Below are 25978 nucleotides of genomic sequence, written 5' to 3' on the forward strand. Positions count from 1 at the left end.
ACAGTCACCCTTATCGATGGCAATACAAGGCAAGCTGACGCGCGAATTCTTTTGTCGCTGCTTGCCAACATGGCGGGCAGCAATCCTCACCTGTTTCTGATGATTGTTCCCTGATAATGACACCATAGCGGGCTGATGCCCGTGGGAATAGCATCATGCACATGATTTTAAACGCACTTTTTCCTCCGCCTCGATGCGCGCGCTGATCTTCAGCGTGCTGAGCTTCCCTGCGCGTTAAGCCGCTTCAGGCTGCTGCTGCGCGCAGCGTTATCCAGGATTATGTTATTTCACTCGTTATTCAGCGAGCGACTTTCTTCGCCCATTATTTCCGGGAGGTAATATGGAAATTCCCGATAGGTTATTTTTAATTTAATCCGGTCACGCCGTGACAATTAATGTTTTCGACTTGTGCGCCTGGCGCGCAGGGATCGTTATTGCCGTAAAAAAATAAACGAGGAGTGTCATCATGACTGACATGAAACTCAACCAGGAAAAAAAAGCCTGGAACACCGTGCGTCCGGCACGTCAGAAAACCGCACGCTATCTGATTGAAGACGAAGCCGCTTTTACCGCCGACGAAACGCTGCTGCGCCTGCGCAGCGATGCGCTGGGGCTGGTCGAACGCGAAGCGGAAGCGCGGCTGCAGATTTATGGTCGTAATCAGGTAGAGCATGATAAAGCGCCACCGGCGCTGGTACAGCTGATCCAGGCTTTTAATAATCCGTTCATCTATGTGCTGCTGGCGCTGGCGCTGGTGAGCTTTTTCACCGACTACTGGATGCCGCTGCGCCATGGCGAGGAGACCGATCTGACCGGTGTCATCATCATTGTGACGATGGTAACGCTCAGCGGTTTGCTGCGCTTCTGGCAGGAGTTTCGTACCAACAAAGCGGCACAGGCGCTGAAATCGATGGTGCGCACCACCGCCACCGTGCTGCGCCGGGAATCGGTACAGCAGGCGCCGCAGAAACAGGAAGTGGACATCACCAGCCTGGTGCCCGGCGACATCATCTATCTCTCGGCGGGCGATCTGGTGCCAGCCGATGTGCGACTGCTCGACTCACGCGATCTGTTTATCAGCCAGGCGATTCTGACCGGCGAATCGCTGCCGGTGGAGAAATATGATGTCACCGGCCACGTGGCCAGCAAGCAGGCCAGCGCCAGCGACAAAGATGCGTCGCTGCTGGAACTGGGCAGCGTATGTCTGATGGGCACTAACGTCTCCAGCGGCAGCGCCAAAGCGGTGGTGGTGGCGACCGGCGGGGAAACTTACTTCGGCAGCCTGGCGAAATCGATTGTTGGTAACCGCACACAAACCGCTTTCGATCGCGGCGTGAACAGCGTCAGCTGGCTGCTGATTCGTTTCATGCTGGTGATGGTGCCGGTGGTGCTGCTGATTAACGGCCTGACCAAAGGTGACTGGCTGGATGCTGCGTTGTTCGCGCTGGCGGTGGCGGTGGGGCTGACGCCGGAAATGCTGCCGATGATTGTCAGCTCGAATCTGGCCAAAGGGGCGATTGCCATGTCGCGCCGTAAAGTGATCGTCAAACGCCTGAACGCGATCCAGAACCTCGGCGCCATGGACATTTTGTGTACCGACAAAACCGGCACGCTGACGCAGGACAATATCATCCTGGAGCATCATCTCGACTGTGCCGGGGTAGAGAATTCGCGCGTCCTGATGCTGAGCTGGCTCAACAGCCATTACCAGAGCGGCACGCCTAACCTGATGGACCGCGCCATCCTGCGCTACGGCAAAGGACGCATCAGCGCGGACATGAGCGACTACTACAGCAAAGTGGATGAGCTGCCGTTTGATTTTGTGCGTCGCCGCGTTTCAGTGGTGGTGCGTGACCGCCGCCTCAACCAGCAGATGCTGATCTGTAAGGGCGCGGTCGAGGAGATGCTGAGCATTGCCAGCGCCGAACGCGAAGGCAAACTGATTCAGCCGCTCAATGAAACCCGTCGCGCGGAGCTGCTGGCGCTGGCGCATCAGTACAATCAGCAGGGCTTCCGCGTGCTGCTGGTGGCCAGCCGCGCGCTGGCGGAGCCGGGCCTGCAACAGGCGCTCAGCGTCGCGGATGAACAGGGGCTGACCATCGAAGGGCTGCTGACCTTCCTCGATCCGCCGAAGGAGAGTGCGGCGAAGGCGATTACCGCGCTGAACGAGAACGGCGTAACGGTCAAAGTGCTGACCGGCGATAATCCGGTAGTGACGGCGCGCATCTGTCAGCAGGTGGGCATCGACTGTGGCGAGATCCTCACCGGCGAGACGATTGCGGCGATGAGCGATGAACAACTGGCGCAGGCCGCGGCGCGCAGCTCGGTGTTTGCCAAACTGACGCCGCTGCAGAAGTCACGCATTCTGCGTGCGCTGCAGCAGCAGGGCCATACGGTGGGTTTTCTCGGTGACGGCATTAATGATGCGCCGGCGCTGCGTGACGCCGATGTGGGGATCTCGGTCGACAGCGCGGCGGACATCGCCAAAGAGTCTTCTGACATCATCCTGCTGGAAAAGGATTTGATGGTGCTGGAAGAGGGCGTGATGAAGGGGCGCGAGACGTTCGGCAACATCATCAAGTACCTGAACATGACCGCCAGTTCCAACTTCGGCAATGTGTTCTCGGTGCTGGTGGCGAGCGCATTCATTCCGTTCCTGCCGATGCTGGCGATTCATCTGCTGATTCAGAACCTGATGTACGATCTGTCACAGCTGGCGCTGCCGTGGGACAAAATGGATCGCGAGTTCCTGCGCAAACCACGCAAATGGGACGCGCGCAACATCAAGCGCTTTATGCTGTGGATTGGGCCAACGTCGTCAATTTTTGACATCACCACCTTTGCGCTGATGTGGTACGTGTTCGCGGCGAATTCCCCAGCGATGCAGTCACTGTTCCAGTCCGGCTGGTTTGTTGAAGGGCTGCTGTCGCAGACGCTGGTGGTGCACATGCTGCGCACGCGCAAGATTCCGTTTATCCAGAGCCGCGCGGCGCTGCCGGTGCTGCTGACCACCGCCTGCGTAATGATTGCCGGCATTCTGCTGCCGTTCTCGCCGCTCGGCGCGATGGTCGGCCTGGTGCCGCTGCCATGGAGCTATTTCCCGTGGCTGCTGGCCACGCTGCTCGGCTACTGCCTGGTGGCGCAGGGCATGAAAACGCTGTACATCAAGCGCTTTGGCCAGTGGTTCTGAGTGCAGGAGGCGCGATGAAGCAACGCAACCTGGATAAAACGGTGTGCCACCTGCTGATAATTATGGTGGTCATCGTCGTGCTAACGTTAGTGTTCCGGTAAGGACAACAGGGCAGGGTATCCTGCCCTTTTTCGTAGCACACCAACCAGCGAGAGACAGATGAGCCAACAACAGCGAGCATTGATTATTGGGGCGTCAAAAGGCATTGGCCTGGCCGTGGTGCAGCAACTACTGCAGGCGGGCTGGCAGGTGACCGCCACCTACCGTTCCACGGCGGTTTCGTTTCAGCATCCGCAGCTGCAGTGGCTGGCGCTGGATATCACCGATGGCGCGCAGCGTGACGCGCTGGTCCGGCAGCTCGGCGACGCACCCTTTGATTGCATCCTGATTAACGCCGGGATTCTCGGTCCGCACGCATCGCAGCTGCGCGACGTGGACGATGCGCAGCTCAGCGAGCTGTTCTTTACCAATGCGGTGGCGCCGGTGCGCCTGGCGGAGAGCCTGCTGCCGCTGCTGCGCGATAAACAGAGCGTGCTGGGCCTGACCACGTCGCGTCTCGCCAGCCTCAACGAGAACCGTGACGCGGCGATGCCGTTCTACGCAGCCAGCAAAGCGGCGCTGAATATGCTGAGCCGCGCGCTGGCGACGCAGATGCACCAGCAGGGCAGCACCTTGCTGTCACTGCATCCGGGCTGGGTAAAAACGGACATGGGCGGAGAGGGCGCGGATATCAGCGTTACCGAGAGTGCGCAGGGCATGGTCACGCAGCTGCAGCAGTTTAGCGGGCGTGGCGGCCATCATTACGTGGATTACCGCGGCCAGCTGCTGAACTGGTAATGATTAACCTGCTGGTTAGCGCCAGCAGGTTTTTTTCTTACTCATCCGGCGAATAGTACTGCACGCCGATTTCAATGCGTTCGCGACCGCTTGCTACGCGGTGACGGTTGGTATCGCGCAGCGAATAGATGCAGCCGCAATACTCCTGCTGATAGAAGCGCTCGCGCTTGCTGATCTCAATCATGCGCGACGAACCGCCACCTTTACGCCAGTTAAACTCCCAGTAAAGCATATCCGGATAGCGCGCCGCCGCGCGTACGCCGCAGTCGTTGATTTGCTGCATATTCTTCCAGCGCGAAATGCCGAGTGAACTGGTGATCACCGGGAAACCGTGTTCATGCGCGTACAGCGCGGTGCGTTCGAAGCGCATGTCGAAACACATGGTGCAGCGCACGCCGCGCTCCGGCTCCCACTCCATGCCACGCGCGCGCTCAAACCAGTTGTCTTTGTCGTAATCGGCATCAACAAAAGGCACGCCAAACTGCTCGGCAAAGCGGATGTTCTCCTCTTTGCGCAGCTCGTACTCTTTCAGCGGATGGATGTTCGGGTTGTAGAAGAAGATGGTGTAATCGATGCCGGATGCCAGCATCGCTTCCATCACTTCTCCCGAGCAGGGAGCGCAGCAGGAGTGCAGCAGCACTTTATTGTGGCCATTCGGCAAGGGCAGCGGCTGGCGTTGAAATGTATCGGACATAAAGTTAATTAATGGTTAAGGGCGATGCGGCAAGTGTAGGGGCAAAGGCCGGGCGATGCAAAGCGTCGGTGGCGTTTCAGGCAGAGTGCCTGTGGTACTGCGTGGCATCCGCTCGCCGGGGATGCTTAGCGGCGCGATTCATTGCGTAATACATTGCGCCGCTATTTTAGGTTCAGGGCTTATTGTACGGTCAGTGACAACCCTTCTTTCATCACTGCGCAGGCTGCGCGAAGTCAGGTCTCATCGTGAACGGTGGTCGACGCACCGTTCTGCTGCACCGAGCGGATGCCGTTTTCCGCCGCCTGTTTAGAACTGTACATCTCGCTGGTGGCGATGGTTTCGCCGTTGCTGGCTTTAAGCACAAACCAGTATTTCTGCGACAATGCTGTATCACTTTTTCTCAGTACGTAATATCCCATGTGCTTTCTCCTTGTGCCGGCACCCGATGGCCGGTTCGCTTACTATTCGCGCAGCCTGCTTATTAATCAATCACTGATTAGAAATTTGCCCGAATCCAGGAGCGGGATCGCAGCGTTTTGTATCAATCCGGTTGCTGGCAGGCACAAAAAAGGCCGCATCGCGGCCTTCTGGGGTAATGAGTTCGTGTCTATCACGCGGGTAAAGCCGTGATGTTCATGAATCGGGTAAATGCTTTACTGCGGGAGACACCTTTCGGATCGCTGAAAAATGGCAGCTGGAATTTCGGTGATTCTTCCAGTTTCAGGCTCCAAATATAATCACCGATAAAACGAAACTGGAGTGAATGGTCACTGATGTGCAATTGCTCAAATGTGCCGGAGTTATACTCATTGCCAATAGTGACAATTTCCTGAATGCCCTGAGAGGAATCAATCAGCACAATAGTCAGTGATTCCTCGTAGAGCACGTCATCCGTGACAAACAGCACATAGCGGTTATCAGTGACTTTGACTGCTGCCTCAAGGATTTTTCCGGGGATGATTATGCCGGTAGAACTACCGCTGACTAATACCTCTGATTTCGCCTGTTCGCGGTCCGTTGCGTGTTGCACCTCAACCAAGGATACATCATTAACTATTTGCATCAGCGCCAAATCCATCCCATTTGCCATGCCGCGAGAGCAGCTCCTGCGAAACCACCGATCATCACACATATCGGCGCACCCGGTCCGCAGGCGAGACCTGCTACTGCTCCACCCGCTGCCGCCCCTAAAACTCCTGCTCCATTAATCGCTATCTGTCTCCCGGTTTCGGAAACTTTGTCATCAGATTCATAAATCTCGTAAATTGATATAGCAATTGAGAGAACAACCAACCCTTTTGCTACACGAGAAAGCCGCATCATTTTCAGGTTAACTTGAGGATTTGACTTTCCCGCAGATTCTACAATGGCTGCATATACCTGATTTTGCTGGCTGATTGAAATATTGTTAAAATTCGCATGTGGACCAAAAATTTGAATAGTTTTTTTTGCTACCAATTCATTCAAACTCTTACCTGTCAGCTTAAGTCGTTCAGCCATTGCTCTGCCTAATGGAGTGCTCCTTGAACGGATCATTTCCATTATTAAGTTACGGGTGTCATGAGCTTCCCGTGCCGCCTGCTCCCAGTTGATTAAACCAGCATTCACTTTTGTTGTAAGATCATTAGCCATCTCTTTGATCAACCGTGAATATTCAAGGCGTAGGCGGGGATCAATTGATAAACGTGTCGCCGCTGCTGCAACATCTCCCTGCAGCGCATTGATTTCCGACTGAAAACGCTCATGTCCCTGCTGATCCAGAACTTGTAAAAGTGAGGTGTCCATCCCTGTCTCCTTGAATTGATCTCAATTGACTTTAGCAAAGCTTATGTGATAACACAATAACGCGATATATTATGACAAATCCAAATGTCTCCAAATGGATATAAATAACATCAGCGTAGTAAAGTGCCTTTTAACGGTTTATGAGAGCTTTTTGATATTTTTATCAAAAAGATGCTAATTTTTTTTGTTTAGGACAATATTATGCAACAGCAAATCAGTATTCCCTTAGTGCCTGTCAGGCATCAGTCTGAGGCTGATGGTTTTGAGATGGGGGTGATGAGTGATGGTACGCCTTATTTAACAGCTAGCGGGTTGGCATTTATTTGCGGTACTGCTCGTAGTAATATAATTACAATGGTGAACGATTGGCATAATCAACGTTTGCTCCCGCGAGGAGTAGCCATAAGTCAAATTATCTCGCGAAATGGAGGGAACCCTGAAAATGATTTACATTCAGCAATAAAAGTAAAAGGTACAACTTACCATGCTATTCCTGCCGATAATTGCATGGCTGTTCTCGAGTACTATGCTTTTGAAAGTCGCTCTGATGCAGAAATTGCGCGCGGAAACTTTAGAAATTTAGCGACTCAATCTCTAAAAGAATTCATCTATACAAGAACTGGATATAAAGCGACAGGAGCTTTACCTGCACATATAGTAAGGTATACAAAAAATCGAGCTAAGATCCCATATACCCATTTTTCAATGTTGAATGAGATGACTTTAAGCTTAATTGCCCCACTGGAAGAGGCTGGCTATACATTACCAGATAATCTTGTTCCTGATATTTCTGAAGGAAAACTTTTTTGCAAATGGTTACGTGAAAATAGAAATGTAGAACCAGCAAGCTTTCCTTCTTACGAACATGAATATCCAGATGGGCGCAAAGTCTCTGCAAGACTATATCCAATTGAATATCTAGATGATTTTAGAAGGCATTTCCATGAAGTATGGTTGACGGAACGAGCGGCAAATTACTTTAGTGAAAGGGACTCTTTAGCTTTGGAATTCGTGTCCAATTTGTCTTTACCTGCTCCTCATTAATGCTTAAAAAAATGCCTGGCGCTAAGCACCTGGCATTTTGATTTAAATGAATGCAGAGCAATCGCTGTCTACTTTAGAAGAAATTACTCAGAGACTTTCTTCTTCAGATCGCTGGCACTTTCTTTGGTTTTGTTCCAGCCTTTCTGCGCGCCTTCTTTGGTGGCGTCCCAACCTTTTTCAGTACCTTCTTTGGTGCTGTTCCAGGCTTTCTGCGAGTTTTCGCTCGCTTTGCTGGTCAGGCTATCGCTTTTGCCTTCGGCAGCATGTTTGGCTTTGAGCTGCTGCTCTTCACCCTGATGCTGCGCCTGATGCAGTTTCTCTTTCGCCGTGTTGGCGCCCGCTTTGGCGTCAGCGACGGTTTCATCGGTTGCGTGTGTGGCGGCAAACGCCGTAGAAGTCAGAAGAATGGCGGATAACGCAATAATCGTCTTTTTCATAATATATTCCCTCATTAAGCATCATAAGTGTTATGAGCGTAGTTAAGAGTGGCACAGAGCGCAACGCAGGGCATTAGGAATAAACTGTAAGTGAATATACCGTTTCTGTGGGAATTTCTGGCATAAATGCGCAGCAGGGAGAGGCGCTTTCGCGAGCTGTCGTTTGTTACGGCTGACTGAGGGTAAAGCAGTCAGCGTCGTTCGGGTGATCAGATGTCACCCGCCAGGATGTACGTCCCGGCAGCGACAGACTCGAATAATTTATTGCCTTATCGGCTCACCGGACAGGACTGAACGCTCGAGTGCGCGGGTTTCCCGAATATTCCGGGCTGGCGGTGAACCAAACAGCCGTGAGTATTCACGAGTAAACTGCGTCACGCTCTCATATCCCACCGCATTAGCGGCAATACCGATCGCTGTCCCTTCCGTCAGCATCAGTCTCCGCGCTTCAAGCAGGCGCAGCTGTTTCTGGAATTGCAGCGGGGTGAGCGTGGTGACATGGCGGAAATGCGTATGAAATACCGAGAGGCTCATACCGGCGGCGTCAGCGAGGGTTTTCATGCGCAGCGGTTGCGCATAATTGGCCCGAATAATCGCGACTGCCCGCGCAATCCGCCGGGCATGGCTGTCAGTGCTGCCGAGGGCGCGCAGCGCGCTGCCGTGCCGTCCTGACAGTAGCCAGTAATGTAACTCCCGCACCAACTGGCTGCCCAGCACGGCGAGTGCGCGCGGTCTGCTGAGCATGTTCAGCAGGCGCAAAGCGGCTTCTGCCACATCTTCTTCGATCTGATCAATGCTTACGGGCAAATCCGTTGCCGCCTCCAGCCCGACCATATTTGCCATCAGTTCACTAATCACCGCCGCATCCAGTTCCACGACCAGAGAATAATAAGGGGTGTCGGCACTGGCGCTGATAACCTGACTCACGGTTGGCACGTCCATGGTGATCAGCAAGGATTCCCCCGCGCCAAAATCAAAACGATCAGTGCCCATGGTCACGCGTTTACTGCCTTGCAGCACCATTGCGATTAGCGGTTTGGTGATAGCGAATTGCAACGCGGTAGGCGCGGTCTCGCGCAGAATGAACACCCCATCAACTGGCGTTGCGGCAACCCCCGCTCCGTTGTGGTGTTCATCAGCGTAATGTCGTGCCGCCTGCAGCAAAGCCGCCATCCTCCCGGCAGAGTTGAATTCATCGTCCCGTGCAGTGCGTTCCTCATACGAGTGATCACGCTTTTTCATATTATCAGGCAATAAAATAAAAATTTATGGTGCAGTTATTCTAGTAAATACGGCATAAAATAAAAATATAAAAATAATCAGGCAATAATTAAAAATTATTGGGCAACCCTGGAAGTTTGTCGATTGTTAGAATCACCCTCCCATTATTGAGGAGATATTTCATGACAACCCTTTCTCTTGTAACTGGCGCCAGCCGGGGTCTTGGCCGTAATACCGCACTGAGCATTGCCCGTCATGGTGGTGATGTCATCGTGACTTATCGTACTGGTAAAGAAGCGGCGGATGCCGTGGTGAATGAAATTCAGGCGCTTGGCCGTAAGGCAGTTGCGCTGCAACTGGACACCAGTAACGTATCGTCCTTCCCGGGTTTCGTCGCCGCCGTGGGCAATATCCTGAAAGGTGACTGGGGACGCGAAACGTTCGACCATCTGATCAACAACGCCGGGCATGGGGAAATGGCCGACTTTAGCGCAACCACGGAAGAGCAGTTCGACGCGTTATTTAACGTACACGTCAAAGGAGTGTTTTTTCTGACGCAGTCGCTGCTGCCGCTGCTGGTCGATGGCGGACGCATCGTCAACTTCTCTTCGGGGCTGACCCGCGTGTCGTTCCCGGGCTTCTCAGCCTATTCGGCTGCCAAGGGCGCCGTTGAAATTCTCTCCGTGTATATGGCGAAAGAACTGGGCAGCCGCGGCATCACCGTGAATACCGTGGCCCCGGGAGCGATTGAGACCGACTTCCTGGGTGGCGCGGTGCGTGACATCCCTGATTACAACCAGGCATTTGCCGGCATGACCGCACTGGGTCGCGTGGGCCTGCCTGATGACATCGGTCCGATGATTGCCAGCCTGCTGGGACCGGACAACCGCTGGGTCACCGGTCAGCGCATTGAAGTCTCCGGCGGGCAGTCCATTTAGTTGCCCGATGATGGATTCCGCCCGGTGCGGAATCCATCCTGTTCCCCTGATGCAATAAGAGGTATTTGATGCCTAAAATGATCATTTATGCGCCAGCAGGCACTTTCGATGCGGCTGAGCGTCAACGGGTTGCCAGAGCTCTGACGCAGTTAGGACTTGATTGCGAGGCGCTGCCAGACTCCCCGCTGGTTCGTAGTACGGTCTGGACCTACTTTGCTGAATACTCTTCTGATGCCGTCTTTATGGGAGATAAACCCGCATGGTTGCCGGTTGTGTCCCTTCAGATATATGTCATCAAAGGTGGCCTGGATGAGGATGCAAAGAAGAAGCTGATCGAGGGAGCAACCGCGATTCTGGATCGTCGTCCGTCAGGCACCTCTGTCGCGCCTGTCTATGTGGTGATTCATGAAGTCGAAGAAGCAAACTGGGGGATATTCGGTCAGCAGGCCGATCTCGCAGCGCTTCGCGCCAGCGATGACAATGCTCCGGCGATTTGAAGGAAATGTTTTTGATAGGGGGGGCCGGGAAACCTCAGGGAATGACATGAAGGTTATAGTGAGTGTTGTCTGAACTCCACGCTAAATTTTCGAGCACCCTATGGGATTGCAGCGGGCTGGAGAAGGGATAGGTTGCTGCAAAAATACAGACTGCCTCCCCCGCTGCCAACTATAGTTGGAAATCCGTTTAACATGAAAATTATAATGACTCATAAGACAGGCATCTTTATTGGCAGGACCGTGCCAGTTATTGGCTGGGCTGTAATGGCGTCAGACGTAGGGGTTATAGGCTGGGAGTCGATGAACCGTTACAACACGATAGTCCAGGCGGAGGATAAAATCTGGTGATGGATGATACTGAAAAGGCGATATTCGCACTGGTTGAAGAATATAACGGTTACTGTTTCTGGCTGCGTAAGCGTTTTCCACTGACACATACAACGGATTTGAACAAAGATTTCAGGATGGCGCCGGAAGACGCCGCTGAGCTGCTGGAAACATTCGCGGAGCGATTTTCTCTCAACCCGAAAGAAATAAATTTCGGGCGTTATTTTCCGGCAGATAATGGTAAGGCGGAAAAACCGCTCACCATTCAGCTGCTAATTGATTCTGCGCGCGCCGGTCACTGGACTGATAAATAAAAGGTATCCGTAGGCACTCAATCCTGCCGCTGTGAATTAGCTGCCATCTTTCAGATTGAGGTTGTAAGGCGCAAACCTTACAACCTCATCACCAAGCCAGTCGTTTAACCCCTCAACGCGTCTTTGCGGCGGCATCAGTTCGTTGCGCACAAACACGTGGCTGATCTTTTCAACGTCACCGAATCCGCCGGTGTTATTCGGGATAATCCCCAGCATCTGCCGGTGGTACACGGTGCGCGGCCATCATGTCGTCGCGGCTGACGTTATCGATGTTCAGAAACTCATCTTTGGTCGCCACCTCTGACAGCGGGTTGATCTGAATCCCGTCTCTCATATTTGCTGGCAGAGTCTGAACAAGCTTCATAAGCTTATGAAAGTAAGTATATTTTTCCAATTCAACTTTGGAGCGTATACCTAAACGTGTACCGATTATTGGATTTCACACCTAGGAACGGCATGGCTAGGATAGCGAACGTTTGGTGCTAAATCCAAAATAAATTGACTTTAGGGAAAAGTGTTCACAGTGTTCAATTTCGTTTTTTATGTATTAAATTCATTGTCTTAGGAGATGAAGAGTTTTAAGCGGGATGTACACTGATGTGCACTAAGGGTGATCACTTTCACCTAAGAATTATAAAACTGGCTTAAGCCGGTTGATGGTGGCGTCATCACGTGATGCATTTTGGCCTATCCTATGAGCCGTTTTCATTGCAATTTTTCCGGAGCTTTTTTAGCACTCTGCCAATAGCGAACATTCCTAACACTATTCCCTATGTGATGACCTAGAAAATTACGAATTGACAGGAACACTTGACATGCATCTAAAGTCACCTTCAAACATTAGATTTTTTTAACTATAAACCATTAAATTTCCATCTCATTTAGCCGATATTCTTTCTAGTTTATACAAGGAGATAACAAGTGAATAAAAAACGTTTTTTTGGTTATGGCATTATCGGCGTGATTTCACTAATGGTTGCATTCACCCGATTGGTGAGTAATCTCAGCGAACCCGGAATTGGTGTCTGGTCTGGCTTCATTTCAATAGCATCTGGATTATTTGTGCTTTTAGCATCATTTATATTTATTACTTGGTCATTATTAGCCATTCCCACGGTCGCTGAAAAATGCCCCCCTATGAATGTTGGCTGGAAGCGATTTGTAAGGGTTCATACGATTATACCAGTTTTTATATTATTAATAATAATTGGAAATTCTCTTGACGCTATAAAAGATCGTCTCCAGACCAAAGAATTAGGTTTCTCGACAATTCATGATATGAATGATGCAAAAAATAACAATATTTTTTCACCTGATGAATATCAGAAGCTTTTGGCGCAACGAGAACTTGAAAAAAAACGTTTGGCAGATCAAAAAGCACTGGATGAGGCTATTGCTGCTAGAAATAAAGCTGCAGAAGAAGCTAAATGTAATGAAGACGTTTGGTGCTATATTAAAAATAATGAGAATGCATCATTTAGCTGCGCTAGTTTGATTCCAAAGCTCGCTAAATACAAATTTGAATGGACTGATGGAACTCTAGAGCAGAAATTCGACATGGCGCGCTGGATTGACAAATCAAAGCATATCGTTGAAACGTCTGGTGCTCATGCTACAGCTCAAAATGGCTTTGGTGCAACCCAGAATATCAGCTATTACTGCCAGTTTAACGCGGAGACAGGTGATATTATTAACTATGGTTTTAACTGATTTTAAATATTGATATGGGATCCCGGTTTTGTTCTATATCCGGGATCTCCTACTACTGAGTATGATGCAATATTAATCTGCGCCTCCAAAAAATATTGTGCTATATTTTTCATCAATTAACTGGTCTAGGTTGAAATTAAGGCTTGATTGATTTGACTAAAAGGGATGAATTACCTTTCCTATTTCTTGGTTGACTTTAACGATAATTAGTAATTGCATCATTTTTATTTGTCATTAAATAAAAATATACCGGCCTAAGCCGGTATGAGTGGAGTGATATTATCAAACGCTGCATGCTGGCAGCCAATCCGCCTCGCTGTCCTCGTGTAATGTGAGATTGGTCTGTATACCGTTATTCGTCCTGCGCTTAAGCAACACGCGTTCATACTCTTTCAGTGTTTGCGGCACAGCCTGGCCGAAAGCCGTCAGGCTGAGCGAATGCTGATGGCCGCGCGATACCATAAACGACAAATACGCGTGATAGAGATAGCGCTTCGAGTTAATCGGGCGAATATTGGCGTTACCGATGGACAGTCCATTCGGCGTGCTCAACGGCATCAGGTCGCCACAGAAATCGAGCAGCGGATCTGACCGTCGCATTGTATCAAGCGCTTCGCCGGATGATTGCTGCGCCTGCAACACCTCGCGCGCTTCATCGGATAACGTAAAGCGGTGCATCAGATGACGAACAATGACGGCCCGCTCGGTGTTGATTTTATCAAACTGCTACTGCGCTTTTTCGCCGGTATCACCTCCGGGAAGGTCAGTATTATCCGGCGACGTGACACGTCGCCGCTACGATCGCTGAAGCGCATCGGGTTGTTATTCACCGCCAGAATTACCACCGAAATGAGTGTGAAGTAGGCGTCATGGTATTTGGGGTCGATTTTCCAGCCCGCAGAGTGGCAATCGAGGCCATGACGCTTTTACCGCTCCCGCCGGGGCCGGTCACCTCAAGAAACAACTGTCAGTCGTAGCGGTTTGCCAACACCATAAATAACGCCGCGAGGATGCGCTCCTGCCTGTCCTAATTGTGTCCGGCGGCACGCGTTAACTAGCGCCAAAATGCCGGGGCGTGGTCTGCAAGGTTCACACCCGGACGCGGCGCGGTGTAGTCCACGCTGTTGACGGTGTGCAGTCAGTGCTCACTGCGGTGCGGGCTGAAGGTGCCCGTCGTAACGTCATGCACGCCCTTACGGAAGCCAATCAGGTGGCGGGACAGTTCGCCCATCTGCGGCACCATCAGCTTGAGCGTGTCGAGTACACTGCCGATACCGGCGGCGGATAACGGGGCGTGCACCTTCTGAAACAGCGCTGCGATTTCCCGCCGCAGCGTCTTTGCTTCCATCACCTGCCATGCGCCGCTCTCATAGCGGCAGATTTACCCCGGCCCGCCAATTCTGGCGGGCTTTTTCATATGTCATGCAGGCGCATGAAAACCACTACATAAAGCGTGCAGGCGTGGCGGGGGTACGAGCGCGCGCAATAAGGTTAAGATCCTGATAGAGTTTTGTGGTTTTCATTAAAAATACATATATTCATTGTAGAACTGTCTTAAACTCAAAAGGGAATTGCAATGTCATTAAAAGTTATTAGAGAACAGGTCTTAAAATTCGTATCTCAGTCTACACCTTCGGTCATTGCCATCAAAGGTGAATGGGGAGTTGGTAAAACTTATGGATGGGAAGCTTTATTAAAAGAGGCTAAAAGTAGAGGTATGATAACAGGAAAACGATACTCATATATTTCCTTGTTCGGAATTTCTTCATTAGATAAACTAAAATACACTATATTTGAAAATTCCATTCAGCAAGACTCAATTGGACATGAGCCAAATCTTGAAAGTCTTAGGGCAAACACATTTGGTATGCTCGAAATACTTGGTCGTGGCTCATGGAGTAAACTCAAAGATATGCCGTTTGTAAAATCCGCGGCGCCAGCAATTGAAGCATTTTCGTTTATGTCTGTGACAGATTCCCTAATTTGTATTGATGACTTAGAAAGAAAAGGAAGTAGCTTGGATTTAAAAGATGTATTAGGTTTGGTGTCGTTGCTAAAAGAAAAAAAGAAATGTAAGGTCGTTTTATTGTTAAATGCAGGAACTGAAGAAACAGTTGATTACGAAAAATATAAGGAAAAGGTTATTGATATTGAACTGGAGTTTTCACCCACTCCAGAAGAAAGCGCCCAAGTGGCGTATGATGGTTCAAAGTCATATCATAGCGAACTTTCAAAATTCACTGTTTCACTCGGTATAAAAAACATAAGAGTATTAACGAAGATTGAAAAATACATAGATATTGTTTTAGATTTCTTTGACAAAACCGAGCCTGAGCTTACTAGGCAATTATTGCACACCGCATCATTGTTTAGTTGGGCATATTATTGCTCAAATCATGATAGTGATATACCAACTTTGGACTTTATAGAGTCGCCAGTGAGTAGGCAATATTCTAGTTCTAAAGATCTGACCGATAGGGAAAAGCTTTGGAAAAACTCACTTCTGAGTTATGAGTTCACTAACTTTGATAAGTTAGACTCTATGATCGCTAAATTAGTAAGAAGCGGTTATGTTGATAGGGATGCATTCAAGGAAGTTGTGGCAGTATCAAATAAGAAAATTATTGAAGGTAAAAATAACAATGGTTATCGAAGAGCATGGGATACTTTTCATAATAGCTTTAATGATAATCAGCAGTTAGTTGTTCAGCAATTATATGATAATTTCCTACTTAATATTCATCAGCTTGGTACAAGTGACTTGGATGGTTTGGTCAGCGTCCTCCGTGATTTGGATAGTGGCTCAAAAGCTACAGAGTTGATTGATGAATTTATTAGTGAGCGTAAAGGTGATATTGAATTATTTAACCCCGAAAGTTTTAATTTTGTTCGTCAGATCACAGATGAGGAGATTTTAGAAAAGTTTAGTGGTATTTACAAACATGAAAAGCCAAAAAGAACTATAAAAGATGTTCTTGACAAGATATCGGGGCAGAACGGGTGGGGTAATGATGATGAAGAGATACTTTCAATATCATCGGAAGATGAATTTTATGAATATTTTAAAAGTATCAATGGGCCAGAGCTCACATCTCATGTATCTACTTGCCTGAAGTTTGGTGGATTTAGTAATGGCAGTGCTAGAATGGAATCAATCGCTGTTAAGACCCGAGCAGCTTTGAAAAGGATATCGTCAGAAAGTAAATTAAATGAGATTAGAATGAAAAAGTTTGGGTTGTGATGAGCGGTCGCCACCTAGGCGACCTTTTAATTATTCATCCAGTTTATACGTATCAAAATTAATAACTACATCACACAACAATGAGTTTAACTCTTTTAATCGCTTTTGAAGCGGAATGAGTTCATTTCGCACGAAAATCCGAATAGCTTTCTCAACGTCCCCAAACCCTCCAACATTATTCGGCATAATCCCCATCATCTGCGGCGGCACGCGATGCGCGGCCATCATGTCGTCACGGCTCACGTTTTTGATATTCAGAAACTCATCCTTAGCTGCCACCTCTGACAGCTGGATGATCTGAATCCCGTCTTTCTTCCCGTTCGGTGAGTACATAAACAGGTTGCGAATGTTGCCCGGCCCCTTGGCGCTTTTCATTGCCTGACGGATATTGTTCACGTCCTCCTGATTCTGCGCGGCGTCGGTCATATACATGATGAAACCGGCGTGGCTGCCGTTCAGATAGTATTTGCGACGAAACAGTGTGGCCGACTCGTTTAGCAGGGTGGACGGAATGGCGGACAGGTATTCCGGCAGGCCGTAGATTTCCTGATTCAGGTCCGGTTCCATCAGGTGAATGACGCTGCCGGGTGCGAACTGGTAAGGCTGTGTGTTCAGGCCATACTGCGCGAACCAGTAGGTGTCCAGATCGGTGCCACAACGGGTGAATTTTGCCAGCGCCGGTTCAAGCGACAGCACGCCGCCGAGGAGGTTGGTGCGCTTCTCCAGGTGGACATTACCGAACACCGGATAGTCATGAATCAATCGGCTGAACGGCTGCCCGCTTATAAAAGGGTGCGGGATAAACGTGCTGGTCAGGATATTGCGCTTCACATTGTGCGGCGAGCTGTTGATGCACGGCGGCCCGGAATGTGCGCGCCAGACCGTCAAAGCTCATCGGAGGTTTATACCAGCGATCGGTTACCACGCACTTCAATTAATTCAGCAGCTCGCGACGGTCCAGCATCTGTAGCAGGTGCTGTGGCTTTAACTGCGTGGACGCAAATTGGACATGGACAAAAAAAGAGGTTACGTTTTCACGTAACCTCTTGTTTTGTTTGGTGGAGCTGGCGGGAGTTGAACCCGCGTCCGAAATTCCTACATCCTCGGTACTACATGCTTAGTCTGGTCTTTACATTCGCTTGCCAGCTGCGGACAGACACGCCACTAACAAACTAGCCTGATTAGTTTTAACGCTTCAACCCCAGGCAGGGCATCCACGCGATCTCTTTTAGGTTTGACCTCTCTTGATCCCCGTCCTAAGAGCGGAGGCTAGGGAGAGAGGGCCCTAAGCAGGTTATTAAGCTGCTAAAGCGTAGTTTTCGTCGTTTGCGACTATTTTTTTGCGGTTTTTTAGCGAGGCCTACCGCACCTCGGCATGCACCTTGGGTTTCGCGAATCCCGTCGAATCCAGAATCAGCCCCAAGACTTCTTACTCTAGCAAAAAATTATAAAAGATTCCAGTGGTTAACGGCTGGCATTCTTCATAATTCGTGCTTTGTCCATCTTCCACTCGCGATCTTTAATGTCCGCGCGCTTGTCGTGTTCTTTCTTACCGCGTGCCACACCAATCTTCAGCTTGGCCCAGGCGTTTTTCCAGTACAGCGACAGCGCGACCACAGTGTAACCTTCGCGGTTAACACGGCCGTACAGGGAGTCCAGTTCGCGCTGGTTCAACAGCAGTTTACGGTTGCGCGTGGGATCGCACACCACGTGGCTTGATGCCACTGCCAGCGGCTGAAAAGTGGAACCGAACAGATAGGCTTCGCCATCGCGCAGCAAAATATAGCTGTCGCTAATGTTGGCTTTACCGGCGCGCAGTGATTTGACTTCCCATCCTTGCAACGCCATGCCGGCCTCGAACTCCTCTTCAATGAAGTATTCATGGCGAGCGCGTTTGTTGAGGGCAATAGTGGCTGAACCGGGTTTGTGAGCTTTTTTCTTTGTCATAGTGCGGCGTAGTCTACATCACTCAGTCTGTGGGCGCATCCCCTGTCCTGCGGGGCGGTAAAAAACACACTATTTTAGCACAGCTGGCAAAGGCGTGAATTTTTGTTTAGTAGCTTAAAATGGTATAATTCAACGGTTTTGTGACCAACAGGAACCATTATGGCCCAGATTAGCCGTTCAGCGCTGGTCCCGTATAGCGCTGAGCAGATGTACCGGCTCGTGAATGATGTGGATGCTTATCCTGAATTTCTTCCGGGCTGTACCGGCAGCCGCGTGCTGGATAACAGCGGTAACCAGATGACCGCCGCGGTGGATGTCTCCAAAGCCGGCATCAGTAAAACCTTTACCACGCGTAACACCCTGACCGATAACCAGAGCATTCATATGCAGCTGGTCGATGGGCCGTTCCGCATGCTGACCGGTGGCTGGAAATTTATCTCGCTCGGCGACGATGCCTGCAAGGTTGAGCTCAGCCTCGACTTTGAGTTCACCAACATGCTGGTCGAGATGGCGTTTGGTCGCATCTTCAAAGAGCTGGCCAACAGCATGGTGCAGGCGTTTACCCAGCGCGCCAAAGAGGTTTACCGTGGCTGACATCAGCGTTGAAGTGGTGTACGCGCTGCCGGATAAGCAGTATCTGCGTGAGGTTAGCCTGGAAGAGGGCGCGACGGTTGAGCAGGCGATTCAGGCATCCGGACTGCTGACGCTGCGCAAAGATATCGACCTGAGCAGCAACAAGGTCGGCATTTTCAGCCGTCCGGTCAAGCTGAGCGATACGCTGCAGGATGGCGATCGGGTAGAGATTTATCGCCCGCTGATTGCCGATCCAAAAGAGATGCGCCGGCAGCGGGCAGAGCGCGCGGCAACAAAAAAGTAAATTACAGGCATTAAAAAAGGCGCTCAGGCGCCTTTTTTGTTGCGGCTCACTCAGTCTTCAGTGCCGGTGAGGCGCGGTTTGTTATCGATGTTGGTCAGCGTACCGTTGCTGTCGAAGGTCAGCGTCAGCGTCTGCTGCTTCACGCTCTCATGACCTGGCTCCTGACGGAACACGTAATACCAGACGTTGCTGCCAAACGGGTCGTGCATCATCGGCGTACCGAGCGTGTAGGCAACCTGCTGCTGCGTCATGCCGGTGTGAATCTTCGAAACGTCGTTGGCGACCAGGTAATTCCCCTGATTGATATCCGGACGATACACAACGCGCTCAAGGGTGGAACATCCGGCGGTCATCATCAACATTACCACTGCCGCGGCAGTCAGCGTTTTACAGCGCATCTATACATTCCTTTTCTGGGGCCAAACGCCTTTCATCAGGCAGTTTTGTTGCCATCAAATTCTGAACTCTGCATACGGCAGGCTTTATTATGGCGATATGACTGCCGATGATAATAAACCTTTGAGCTATTGGAAACCTCTACAGAGCAAGCATATGACCACCAGGCCGCAAAAAAGTGCGGTGTCAGGCTGCTAAAAGTTCTTTTGCGTTCGCCAGCGTGTTGCGTGTGACTTCGCTGCCGCCGAGCAGGCGCGCCAGTTCCTGCAGACGCGCACGCTTATCCAGCGGCTGCATGTGGGTTTCGGTCATCGCACCGTCGGTTTCTTTGCTGACGAAGAAGTGCTGATGCCCACAGCCCGCCACCTGCGGCAGGTGAGTCACGCACATTACCTGAGTCGATTCGCCCAGCTGGCGCAGCATCTGGCCAACGACAGCGGCCGTCGGACCGCTGATACCGACGTCAACCTCATCGAAAATCATCGCCGGAGTTTCCATTTTCTGTGCGGTGATCACCTGAATCGCCAGCGCAATACGTGACAGTTCACCCCCTGAGGCCACTTTACCCAGCGGCTGCAGCGGCTGGCCCGGGTTGGTGGTGACACGGAAATCAATACGGCTGGCACCTTCGGCCGTCAGCTGATCGGCATTGAATTCCAGCATGATGGCAAACTCACCGTGCGGCATGGCGAGGGTGCGCATGCTTTGCGTAATCAGCTGGCTCAGCTCCTGCGCCGAGGCAACGCGCTGCTGATGCAGGGCTTCGGCACAGGCCAGCGCAGCCTGATGATGAGCCACGACATCGCTCTGCAGGCTTTCCTGATCGCTCTCCTGCTGCGACAGCTGTTCCGCTTCATCCAGCAGTTGCTGATACAGCACCGGCAGCGCTTCCGGGGAAACATGGTGCTTGCGTGCCAGCGCAATCTGCCGCGACAGACGCTGCTCCAGCTCGTACAGGCGATTAGGATCGAGGTCGAGCCGTTCACAGTAGTGACGCAGCTCATCGCTGGCTTCACTCAGCTGAATCGCGGCTTCTTCCAGCAGGTTAAATACGCCGCTGACTTTATCGTCCAGCGAGACCAGCTCACTCAGCATATTACGCGCGCTGTAAAGCAGGCTTTGCAGGTTGGTGTCATCGCTGTCGGCAAGAATCTGCAGCGCCTGCTGGCTGGTAGACAGCAGCTGACCGCTGTTCGCCAGGCGCTTGTACTCTTCATCAATCTGCTCAAACTCGCCTGGCTGCGGCGCAAACTCGTTGAGTTCTTTCAGCTGATACTGAAGCAGTTCGCGGCGGGCTTCACGCTCCTGCGACAGCTGCTGATGCTGTGCCAGCGCGCGGCAGCTGTGGTGCCAGCGCTGATAGTGCTGACGCATCTCCGCCAGCCGATCGTCGTGCGCGGCGTAGGCATCCAGCAGGTGTTTCTGGTGATCGGTTTTAAGCAGCAACTGATGCGCATGCTGACCGTGGATTTGGATCAGTAACTGACCGAGTTCGCGCAGCTGCGACAGCGGTACGGACGTGCCGTTGATAAAGCCACGTGAGCGGCCATCGGCACTGATCACGCGGCGCAACAGACATTCGTTGCCGTCGTCGAGCTGGTTCTCCGCCAGCCAGCGCTGGGCTGAGGGTGACGCTTTCAGCTGGAAGCGCGCGCAGATATCTGCGCGGCTGGCCCCCTGACGCACCATGTCTGCTTCAGCACGGCCGCCAAGGCACAGGCCCAGCGCATCAATCGCGATGGATTTTCCTGCGCCGGTTTCGCCGGTGATCGCCGTCATGCCACGATGAAAGTCGATCTCCAGTTCACGAACGATTGCAAAATTACTGATGGTCAGTTGTGCCAGCATACAATCACCTGTATGTAAAAACAGATATGGTTTTTCATACAGTATAAACTGGTTTTTTATCCAGTAAAGTAGCCGGCAGGCCTTTTCAGAATAATTTTTTTGACCATCCGAGTTTTGAACTTAAGGTGTTAAAATAATTATAATTTTTTGGATGAATTAAATTGAGGTGATTGGCGCTGCGGCGAATCAGCACATCTTCTCCTTCCTGAATCGGCAGGGCGATCTGGCTGTCACAGCTGATCTCCAGGTCGCTGCGCAGCGAGGAAAAACGCAGGCGAATGGTGCTGCTACTGTTGATCACCAGCGGACGCGCCGACAGCGTGTGCGGGAACATCGGCACCAGCGCAATCGCATCGAGCGACGGCGTTAAAATCGGCCCGCCCGCCGACAGCGAATAGGCGGTTGAACCGGTTGGCGTAGAGATAATCAGCCCGTCCGAGCGCTGGGAAAAGGCGAACACTTCGTCGATATAGACTTCAAATTCAATCATGTGCGCCACTTTGCCCGGATGCAGCACCACTTCATTGATGGCGCTGCCGATGCGCGGCGAACACTCATCTTTGCATACCTGCGCTTCCAGCAAAAAGCGGCTTTCCACAAAATAATCGCCCTGCAGCACGTCATCCAGCTGCTGCTGCGCGTTATCCGGGTCGAGGTCAGTGAGGAAGCCGAGATTGCCGCGGTTGATGCCAATCACCTTGATGTCGTAACGAGCCAGCACGCGCGCGGCGCCCAGCATATTGCCATCGCCGCCGACCACCACCGCCAGATCGGCATACTGGCCGATATCCGCCAGGCTGCCGGTACGCACATCCTGCAGGTTCAGCTCGCGGGCGATTTGCTGTTCCACGATCACGTCATAGCCTTTGTCAGTCAGCCAGCTCCAGAGCATTTCATGGGTGGTTAACGCAGTGGGATGGCGCGGATGGCCGACGATCCCAATGCAGTTAAAGTGTTTGTTCATTTAGCGGGTGTTCCTCATAAGCCAAAACGGCCAGGCAATGTGATGGGTTCACTTGAAACCGTCAAACTGATCCCCATAATAAGCCAACCAGCGAGATGAATGTGCAAAACGCGGAGAAATTCATGAGTAGTAAAGAACAGAACACCCCAAACGAGCAAGTCTCAGACGAAATTCAACAGGAACAACAGCAGCCGGAAGCGGAGACAGCAACTGAGGTGGATCCGCGTGATGAGCGTATCGCCCAGCTGGAAGCGGAATTAGCGCAGGCGCAGGGTGGCGTGCGTGACGCCCAGCTGCGCGCGCAGGCTGAGATTGAAAATATCCGTCGCCGCGCCGAAATGGACGTGGAAAAAGCGCACAAGTTTGCGCTGGAAAAGTTTGCCAACGAACTGCTGCCGGTGATTGATAGCCTGGAGCGCGCGCTGGAAGTGGCGGATAAAGAGAACACCGAGCTGGCTTCGATGATTGAAGGCATCGAGCTGACGCTGAAATCACTGCTGGGTGCGGTGCGCAAGTTCGGCGTGGAAGTGGTGGGCGAAACTAATGTGCCGTTCAACCCGGATGTGCATCAGGCGATGTCGATGATGGAGTCTGAAGAAGTGGCGCCAAACCACGTGCTGATGGTGATGCAGCGCGGTTACACCCTCAACGGTCGCCTGCTGCGTCCGGCGATGGTTGCGGTATCGAAAGCTAAAGGCTAAGCCGCTCCCGTGCAACAACGGCCGCTGATGCGGCCGTTTGTGTTTTCAGGGCAGCACCGGCGTCCAGTCAATAGGCGTCTGGCCGGCCTGGCTCAGCAGCGCATTGGCTTTGGAAAAATGCTGACAGCCAAAAAAGCCGCGATGCGCCGAAAGTGGCGAAGGATGCGGTGCTTTCAATACGTGATGACGCTGCGCATCAATAATGCTGCCTTTCTTCTGCGCATGCGATCCCCACAGCAGGAAAATCACCCCTTCGCGATGGGTGTTGATGGCACTGATCACATTGTCGGTAAAGGTTTCCCAGCCGAAACGCGCGTGCGAATGCGCTTTGCCGGCTTCCACGGTTAACACCGTATTCAGCAGCAGCACACCCTGTTTCGCCCAGCTTTCAAGAAAGCCGTGCTGCGGGCGCTGAAAGCCAGGAATGTCCTGTTCCAGCTCTTTGTACATATTCAGCAGCGACGGCGGAATGGCCACACCCGGCAGGACCGAGAACGCCAGGCCATGCGCCTGATTCGGGCCGTGGTACGGATCCTGGCCGAGGATCACCACTTTAATATCGCCCAGTTCGGTGAGACGGAACGCGTTGAACACGTCCTTTTGCGGCGGATAGACCGTCACGCCCGCCGCACGCTCTTCGGCTACCGCTTTCAGCGTTTCCACGAAGTAAGGTTTTTCTTTCTCTTCAGCCAGCACATCGTGCCAGGTCAGCTTCTCAGCCATCATTGACTCCCTGCAAATTGATGCCTTTAGCTTAGCGTGTCCGGCGGGGCAGCAGAAGGGTAAAAATAAGTTGAACAATTGCAGAAAAAGTTAATGGGAAAAGTTGTTATAAATCAATTTATTAGAGTAGAAGCAAAAATCCTTGCCGGACGAAATTGATACAGGTCAAAACGAGCCGGTCAGCGCGGTGATATACCAGAGCATCACATAACCCGAAGAACCGCGCTGTGCTCCTGCCGCAGCGCTAAGCCCTGGAGGCCTCTATGATTACCGGTATTCAAATTACTCAGGCACAAAATCCGCAGCTGCTGAACTCGTTCTGGCTGCTGGACAATGAGAAAGCCGAAGCCCGCTGCCTGTGCGCAAAAGGCGATTTCACGGAAGATCAGGTTGTTGCAGTCAGCGACCTTGGCGAGATTGCTTACCGTGAAATTCCACTGGAGCAGAAACCGCAGGTGCGCGTTGAAGGCGGTCAGCACCTCAACGTTAACGTGCTGCGCCGTGAAACGCTGGAAGATGCGGTGAAGCATCCGGAAAAATATCCGCAGCTGACCATTCGCGTGTCGGGCTATGCGGTGCGCTTTAACGCGCTGACGCCAGAACAGCAGCGTGACGTTATCACCCGTACCTTTACCGAAAGCCTGTAATTGATCGGCTGACGAAAACGCACACAGCAATACAGGCCGCGCCGGTGCTTACTGGCGCGGCTTTTTTTATTTCCTGAAGAGAGGAGAGGGCCGACTGAGGGATTTTACGCCGCGAAACTGCGATTTCAGCAGGCCAGAAAGCAAAAAATCGCCTCAGGGAGGCGATTTAATTGCCGCGATGCTGTTTTATTCCGCACCGCTCTCCGGTGTGCTGCTGCCGCTTGGCTTGCGGCGTTTACCGATATTTTTAGTATCGCGGTGACGTTTCTTCACGCGCGGTTTCTCTTCTTCTTTCGCTTTCTTCTCTTTGCGCTTCTCAAGCGCCTTTTTCGACGGTTTACCGGTGACTTTAGCACTCGGTGCACGCGTTTCCGGACGCAGCTCATCGATTACGCGCGATTTCAGTGGCTCGTTGACGTAGCGGCTGATTTTACCCAGCAGCGGATGGTCATGTGCCTCTACCAGCGAGATCGCGGTACCTTTGCGTCCGGCGCGGCCGGTACGGCCAATGCGGTGCAGATAAACATCGGCGGTGCGCGGTAAGTCATAGTTGATGACGTGGGTGACGTTATCAATGTCGATACCGCGCGCGGCGACATCGGTCGCGACCAGCACGTTAACGCGACCGTCATTCAGGCGTTTGATCGCTTCGTTACGGTTAGCCTGTACCATTTCGCCTTCGAGGTAGCTGCTGCGCAGGCCGGCTTCGTGCATCCAGGTCACCAGCTCATGCAGGCGCTCACGTTTGCGCACGAACACGATGGCGCGCTTCACTTCCGGCTGCTTAAGCAGATGCACCAGCAGTTTGGTTTTGTGCTCAAGGTTGTCGGCGCGGTAATACCACTGCTGAATCTTTTTGCGCTCGCTTTTGCTTGGATCTGCTTCAATCGCTACCGGATCGTTCAGCAGGCGCTCGGCGAAATCTTTGATGTTGTCGCCTTCCAGCGTGGCCGAGAACAGCAGCGTCTGTTTGCGCCAGCGCGTTTCACCGGCAATGGTCTCGATATCCTGCGCAAAGCCCATGTCCAGCATGCGGTCGGCTTCGTCCAGAATCAGCGTTTCTACCGCGCGGCAGTCAAAGTTCTCTTCTTTGATGTACTGCAGCAGACGGCCGGTGGTCGCGACCACGATGTCCTGATTTTCACTGAACACTTCCGCGTGGTTCATATAGGCCACGCCGCCGGTGATGGTGGCGATATCGAGATGGGTATGTTTGGCCAGCTCGCGCGCCTGGTCGGCAACCTGCATCGCCAGTTCACGCGTCGGCGTGAGGATCAGAATGCGCGGCGGCCCTGATTTTTTACGCGGAAAATCGAGCAGGTGCTGTAAAGCGGGCAGCAGGTAGGCTGCGGTTTTCCCCGTTCCGGTTGGTGCCGAACCCAGTACGTCACGGCCTTCCAGCGCGGCAGGAATGGCCTCAGCCTGAATGGCAGTCGGGCGCGTGAAGCCTTTATCCTGCAGGGCTTCCAGCAGGCTTTCGTCGAGTTCGAGTTCGGAGAATGTGGTTACGGTCATGGTCTACCTCAGTTTGGGGCGCTGATTATAGACAGTTCAGCCACAATCTTCATCTGTTTGTGTTGCACAGGTGAAGGTGAATTCACTTCGCGACCACGTTACACTTCCGGCAGGAGCAAATTCAA

At 51.8% G+C, this 25978-nt stretch carries 24 protein-coding genes, 1 other RNA gene and 4 pseudogenes; 13 read left to right on the forward strand and 16 right to left on the reverse strand.

Annotation, left to right across the window (positions count from 1 at the left end; translation table 11 throughout):
* The first annotated feature begins 466 nt into the window (after positions 1–466).
* Both mgtA and AC6I8P_RS04805 read left to right on the forward strand, forming a co-directional pair.
* Positions 467–3190 (forward strand): magnesium-translocating P-type ATPase, encoded by a 2724-nt coding sequence (gene mgtA / locus AC6I8P_RS04800; RefSeq protein ID WP_125310783.1) that lies wholly within the window; start codon positions 467–469, stop codon positions 3188–3190.
* A gap of 159 nt (positions 3191–3349) precedes the next feature.
* Entirely contained in the window at positions 3350–4027 is a 678-nt protein-coding gene (locus AC6I8P_RS04805) for an SDR family oxidoreductase (RefSeq protein ID WP_125310781.1), read from the forward strand.
* Positions 4028–4064: 37 nt separating this feature from the next.
* Here AC6I8P_RS04805 and AC6I8P_RS04810 read toward each other — a convergent pair whose 3' ends face one another.
* From AC6I8P_RS04810 to AC6I8P_RS04825, 4 genes are all read right to left on the reverse strand, one after another.
* Entirely contained in the window at positions 4065–4721 is a 657-nt protein-coding gene (locus AC6I8P_RS04810) for an epoxyqueuosine reductase QueH (RefSeq protein ID WP_031279356.1), read from the reverse strand.
* Positions 4722–4954: 233 nt separating this feature from the next.
* A complete protein-coding gene (locus AC6I8P_RS04815; RefSeq protein WP_125310779.1) occupies positions 4955–5140 on the reverse strand; it encodes a YegP family protein in 186 nt (61 codons plus the stop codon).
* A gap of 191 nt (positions 5141–5331) precedes the next feature.
* Complete coding sequence (locus tag AC6I8P_RS04820; protein ID WP_249217981.1) at positions 5332–5811, reverse strand: hypothetical protein; 480 nt, start codon at positions 5809–5811, stop codon at positions 5332–5334.
* On the reverse strand, positions 5784–6506 hold the full coding sequence (locus AC6I8P_RS04825; protein WP_215480615.1) for a hypothetical protein: 723 nt from the start codon (positions 6504–6506) through the stop codon (positions 5784–5786). Before AC6I8P_RS04825 ends, AC6I8P_RS04820 begins: the two co-directional genes overlap by 28 nt.
* 201 nt (positions 6507–6707) lie before the next feature.
* Between AC6I8P_RS04825 and AC6I8P_RS04830 the strand changes: the two genes are divergently transcribed.
* Positions 6708–7550, forward strand: a complete 843-nt coding sequence (locus AC6I8P_RS04830) for a BstA C-terminal domain-containing protein (RefSeq protein WP_481657441.1) — start codon at positions 6708–6710, stop codon at positions 7548–7550.
* Between the two features lie 83 nt (positions 7551–7633).
* On the opposite strand, the gene AC6I8P_RS04835 is transcribed toward AC6I8P_RS04830, so the two are convergent.
* Together AC6I8P_RS04835 and AC6I8P_RS04840 are read right to left on the reverse strand one after the other, a co-directional pair.
* On the reverse strand, positions 7634–7987 hold the full coding sequence (locus AC6I8P_RS04835; RefSeq protein ID WP_481657442.1) for a KPN_00521 family repetitive protein: 354 nt from the start codon (positions 7985–7987) through the stop codon (positions 7634–7636).
* Positions 7988–8248: 261 nt separating this feature from the next.
* The gene (locus AC6I8P_RS04840; RefSeq protein WP_349844518.1) at positions 8249–9160 is read right to left on the reverse strand and encodes an AraC family transcriptional regulator; all 912 of its coding nucleotides are present in this window, start codon (positions 9158–9160) and stop codon (positions 8249–8251) included.
* 230 nt (positions 9161–9390) lie between these two features.
* Here AC6I8P_RS04840 and AC6I8P_RS04845 point away from each other — a divergent pair, with 230 nt between their 5' ends.
* From AC6I8P_RS04845 to AC6I8P_RS04860, 4 genes and pseudogenes are all read left to right on the forward strand, one after another.
* Positions 9391–10146 carry an SDR family NAD(P)-dependent oxidoreductase gene (locus AC6I8P_RS04845; protein ID WP_127834462.1) on the forward strand — a complete coding sequence of 252 codons (756 nt, stop codon included), beginning with the start codon at positions 9391–9393 and terminating at the stop codon, positions 10144–10146.
* Between the two features lie 68 nt (positions 10147–10214).
* Positions 10215–10643, forward strand: coding sequence for a tautomerase family protein (locus AC6I8P_RS04850; RefSeq protein ID WP_349844261.1), 429 nt, complete (start codon positions 10215–10217; stop codon positions 10641–10643).
* Between the two features lie 129 nt (positions 10644–10772).
* Positions 10773–10991: pseudogene (locus tag AC6I8P_RS04855) on the forward strand (STM2901 family protein); the annotation flags it as partial.
* Positions 10985–11284 carry a DUF1493 family protein gene (locus AC6I8P_RS04860; protein WP_262265090.1) on the forward strand — a complete coding sequence of 100 codons (300 nt, stop codon included), beginning with the start codon at positions 10985–10987 and terminating at the stop codon, positions 11282–11284. The pseudogene AC6I8P_RS04855 and the gene AC6I8P_RS04860, both read left to right, overlap by 7 nt.
* 36 nt (positions 11285–11320) lie before the next feature.
* On the opposite strand, the pseudogene AC6I8P_RS04865 reads toward AC6I8P_RS04860, so the two are convergent.
* A pseudogene (locus AC6I8P_RS04865) lies at positions 11321–11627 on the reverse strand (phage portal protein); the annotation flags it as partial.
* Between the two features lie 578 nt (positions 11628–12205).
* Here AC6I8P_RS04865 and AC6I8P_RS04870 point away from each other — a divergent pair.
* A complete protein-coding gene (locus AC6I8P_RS04870; protein WP_349844262.1) occupies positions 12206–12994 on the forward strand; it encodes a hypothetical protein in 789 nt (262 codons plus the stop codon).
* 282 nt (positions 12995–13276) lie between these two features.
* On the opposite strand, the pseudogene AC6I8P_RS04875 reads toward AC6I8P_RS04870, so the two are convergent.
* Positions 13277–14375 (reverse strand): annotated as a pseudogene (locus AC6I8P_RS04875) (primase-like DNA-binding domain-containing protein); the annotation flags it as partial.
* Positions 14376–14570: 195 nt separating this feature from the next.
* On the opposite strand from AC6I8P_RS04875, the gene AC6I8P_RS04880 reads away from it, so the two are divergent.
* Positions 14571–16235: a P-loop NTPase fold protein gene (locus AC6I8P_RS04880; protein ID WP_414057123.1), complete on the forward strand. Its 1665-nt coding sequence runs from the start codon at positions 14571–14573 to the stop codon at positions 16233–16235.
* 30 nt (positions 16236–16265) lie between these two features.
* On the opposite strand, the pseudogene AC6I8P_RS04885 reads toward AC6I8P_RS04880, so the two are convergent.
* From AC6I8P_RS04885 to smpB, 3 genes and pseudogenes are all read right to left on the reverse strand, one after another.
* Positions 16266–17205, reverse strand: a pseudogene (locus tag AC6I8P_RS04885) (phage portal protein); the annotation flags it as partial.
* 86 nt (positions 17206–17291) lie between these two features.
* Positions 17292–17656, reverse strand: a transfer-messenger RNA (tmRNA) gene (ssrA, locus tag AC6I8P_RS04890).
* A 43-nt stretch (positions 17657–17699) separates the two neighbouring features.
* Entirely contained in the window at positions 17700–18182 is a 483-nt protein-coding gene (gene smpB, locus AC6I8P_RS04895) for an SsrA-binding protein SmpB (RefSeq protein WP_021506506.1), read from the reverse strand.
* Positions 18183–18341: 159 nt separating this feature from the next.
* On the opposite strand from smpB, the gene AC6I8P_RS04900 reads away from it, so the two are divergent.
* The gene (locus tag AC6I8P_RS04900) at positions 18342–18776 is read left to right on the forward strand and encodes a type II toxin-antitoxin system RatA family toxin (protein ID WP_498031024.1); all 435 of its coding nucleotides are present in this window, start codon (positions 18342–18344) and stop codon (positions 18774–18776) included.
* Positions 18769–19059, forward strand: a complete 291-nt coding sequence (locus tag AC6I8P_RS04905) for an RnfH family protein (protein WP_021506508.1) — start codon at positions 18769–18771, stop codon at positions 19057–19059. The genes AC6I8P_RS04900 and AC6I8P_RS04905 overlap by 8 nt, the downstream gene beginning before the upstream one ends.
* 50 nt (positions 19060–19109) lie before the next feature.
* Here AC6I8P_RS04905 and bamE read toward each other — a convergent pair whose 3' ends face one another.
* The 3 genes from bamE to nadK form a co-directional block, all read right to left on the reverse strand.
* Complete coding sequence (gene bamE, locus AC6I8P_RS04910; RefSeq protein WP_021506509.1) at positions 19110–19457, reverse strand: outer membrane protein assembly factor BamE; 348 nt, start codon at positions 19455–19457, stop codon at positions 19110–19112.
* Between the two features lie 184 nt (positions 19458–19641).
* The gene (recN, locus tag AC6I8P_RS04915; RefSeq protein ID WP_058775634.1) at positions 19642–21303 is read right to left on the reverse strand and encodes a DNA repair protein RecN; all 1662 of its coding nucleotides are present in this window, start codon (positions 21301–21303) and stop codon (positions 19642–19644) included.
* An 85-nt stretch (positions 21304–21388) separates the two neighbouring features.
* Complete coding sequence (nadK, locus tag AC6I8P_RS04920) at positions 21389–22267, reverse strand: NAD(+) kinase (RefSeq protein ID WP_058775635.1); 879 nt, start codon at positions 22265–22267, stop codon at positions 21389–21391.
* A 122-nt stretch (positions 22268–22389) separates the two neighbouring features.
* Between nadK and grpE the strand changes: the two genes are divergently transcribed.
* The gene (gene grpE / locus AC6I8P_RS04925) at positions 22390–22968 is read left to right on the forward strand and encodes a nucleotide exchange factor GrpE (protein WP_031279366.1); all 579 of its coding nucleotides are present in this window, start codon (positions 22390–22392) and stop codon (positions 22966–22968) included.
* A 45-nt stretch (positions 22969–23013) separates the two neighbouring features.
* Here grpE and ung read toward each other — a convergent pair whose 3' ends face one another.
* Positions 23014–23691, reverse strand: coding sequence for a uracil-DNA glycosylase (gene ung / locus AC6I8P_RS04930; protein WP_058775636.1), 678 nt, complete (start codon positions 23689–23691; stop codon positions 23014–23016).
* A 263-nt stretch (positions 23692–23954) separates the two neighbouring features.
* On the opposite strand from ung, the gene grcA reads away from it, so the two are divergent.
* Positions 23955–24338, forward strand: coding sequence for an autonomous glycyl radical cofactor GrcA (gene grcA / locus AC6I8P_RS04935; RefSeq protein ID WP_021506514.1), 384 nt, complete (start codon positions 23955–23957; stop codon positions 24336–24338).
* Between the two features lie 186 nt (positions 24339–24524).
* Here grcA and srmB read toward each other — a convergent pair whose 3' ends face one another.
* Entirely contained in the window at positions 24525–25853 is a 1329-nt protein-coding gene (gene srmB, locus AC6I8P_RS04940; protein WP_021506515.1) for an ATP-dependent RNA helicase SrmB, read from the reverse strand.
* Positions 25854–25978 lie beyond the last annotated feature (125 nt).

Source organism: gamma proteobacterium symbiont of Lampromicra miyakona, assembly GCF_059730895.1.

Excerpts from the sequence above, each read along its gene's own strand:
- mgtA (WP_125310783.1), top strand. The coding sequence starts at position 467 with ATGACTGACATGAAACTCAACCAGGAAAAAAAAGCCTGGAACACCGTG.
- AC6I8P_RS04805 (WP_125310781.1), top strand. The coding sequence starts at position 3,350 with ATGAGCCAACAACAGCGAGCATTGATTATTGGGGCGTCAAAAGGCATT.
- AC6I8P_RS04810 (WP_031279356.1), bottom strand. The coding sequence starts at position 4,721 with ATGTCCGATACATTTCAACGCCAGCCGCTGCCCTTGCCGAATGGCCAC.
- AC6I8P_RS04815 (WP_125310779.1), bottom strand. The coding sequence starts at position 5,140 with ATGGGATATTACGTACTGAGAAAAAGTGATACAGCATTGTCGCAGAAA.
- AC6I8P_RS04820 (WP_249217981.1), bottom strand. The coding sequence starts at position 5,811 with ATGGCAAATGGGATGGATTTGGCGCTGATGCAAATAGTTAATGATGTA.
- AC6I8P_RS04825 (WP_215480615.1), bottom strand. The coding sequence starts at position 6,506 with ATGGACACCTCACTTTTACAAGTTCTGGATCAGCAGGGACATGAGCGT.
- AC6I8P_RS04830 (WP_481657441.1), top strand. The coding sequence starts at position 6,708 with ATGCAACAGCAAATCAGTATTCCCTTAGTGCCTGTCAGGCATCAGTCT.
- AC6I8P_RS04835 (WP_481657442.1), bottom strand. The coding sequence starts at position 7,987 with ATGAAAAAGACGATTATTGCGTTATCCGCCATTCTTCTGACTTCTACG.
- AC6I8P_RS04840 (WP_349844518.1), bottom strand. The coding sequence starts at position 9,160 with ATGGCGGCTTTGCTGCAGGCGGCACGACATTACGCTGATGAACACCAC.
- AC6I8P_RS04845 (WP_127834462.1), top strand. The coding sequence starts at position 9,391 with ATGACAACCCTTTCTCTTGTAACTGGCGCCAGCCGGGGTCTTGGCCGT.
- AC6I8P_RS04850 (WP_349844261.1), top strand. The coding sequence starts at position 10,215 with ATGCCTAAAATGATCATTTATGCGCCAGCAGGCACTTTCGATGCGGCT.
- AC6I8P_RS04880 (WP_414057123.1), top strand. The coding sequence starts at position 14,571 with ATGTCATTAAAAGTTATTAGAGAACAGGTCTTAAAATTCGTATCTCAG.
- smpB (WP_021506506.1), bottom strand. The coding sequence starts at position 18,182 with ATGACAAAGAAAAAAGCTCACAAACCCGGTTCAGCCACTATTGCCCTC.
- AC6I8P_RS04900 (WP_498031024.1), top strand. The coding sequence starts at position 18,342 with ATGGCCCAGATTAGCCGTTCAGCGCTGGTCCCGTATAGCGCTGAGCAG.
- bamE (WP_021506509.1), bottom strand. The coding sequence starts at position 19,457 with ATGCGCTGTAAAACGCTGACTGCCGCGGCAGTGGTAATGTTGATGATG.
- recN (WP_058775634.1), bottom strand. The coding sequence starts at position 21,303 with ATGCTGGCACAACTGACCATCAGTAATTTTGCAATCGTTCGTGAACTG.
- nadK (WP_058775635.1), bottom strand. The coding sequence starts at position 22,267 with ATGAACAAACACTTTAACTGCATTGGGATCGTCGGCCATCCGCGCCAT.
- grpE (WP_031279366.1), top strand. The coding sequence starts at position 22,390 with ATGAGTAGTAAAGAACAGAACACCCCAAACGAGCAAGTCTCAGACGAA.
- ung (WP_058775636.1), bottom strand. The coding sequence starts at position 23,691 with ATGGCTGAGAAGCTGACCTGGCACGATGTGCTGGCTGAAGAGAAAGAA.
- grcA (WP_021506514.1), top strand. The coding sequence starts at position 23,955 with ATGATTACCGGTATTCAAATTACTCAGGCACAAAATCCGCAGCTGCTG.
- srmB (WP_021506515.1), bottom strand. The coding sequence starts at position 25,853 with ATGACCGTAACCACATTCTCCGAACTCGAACTCGACGAAAGCCTGCTG.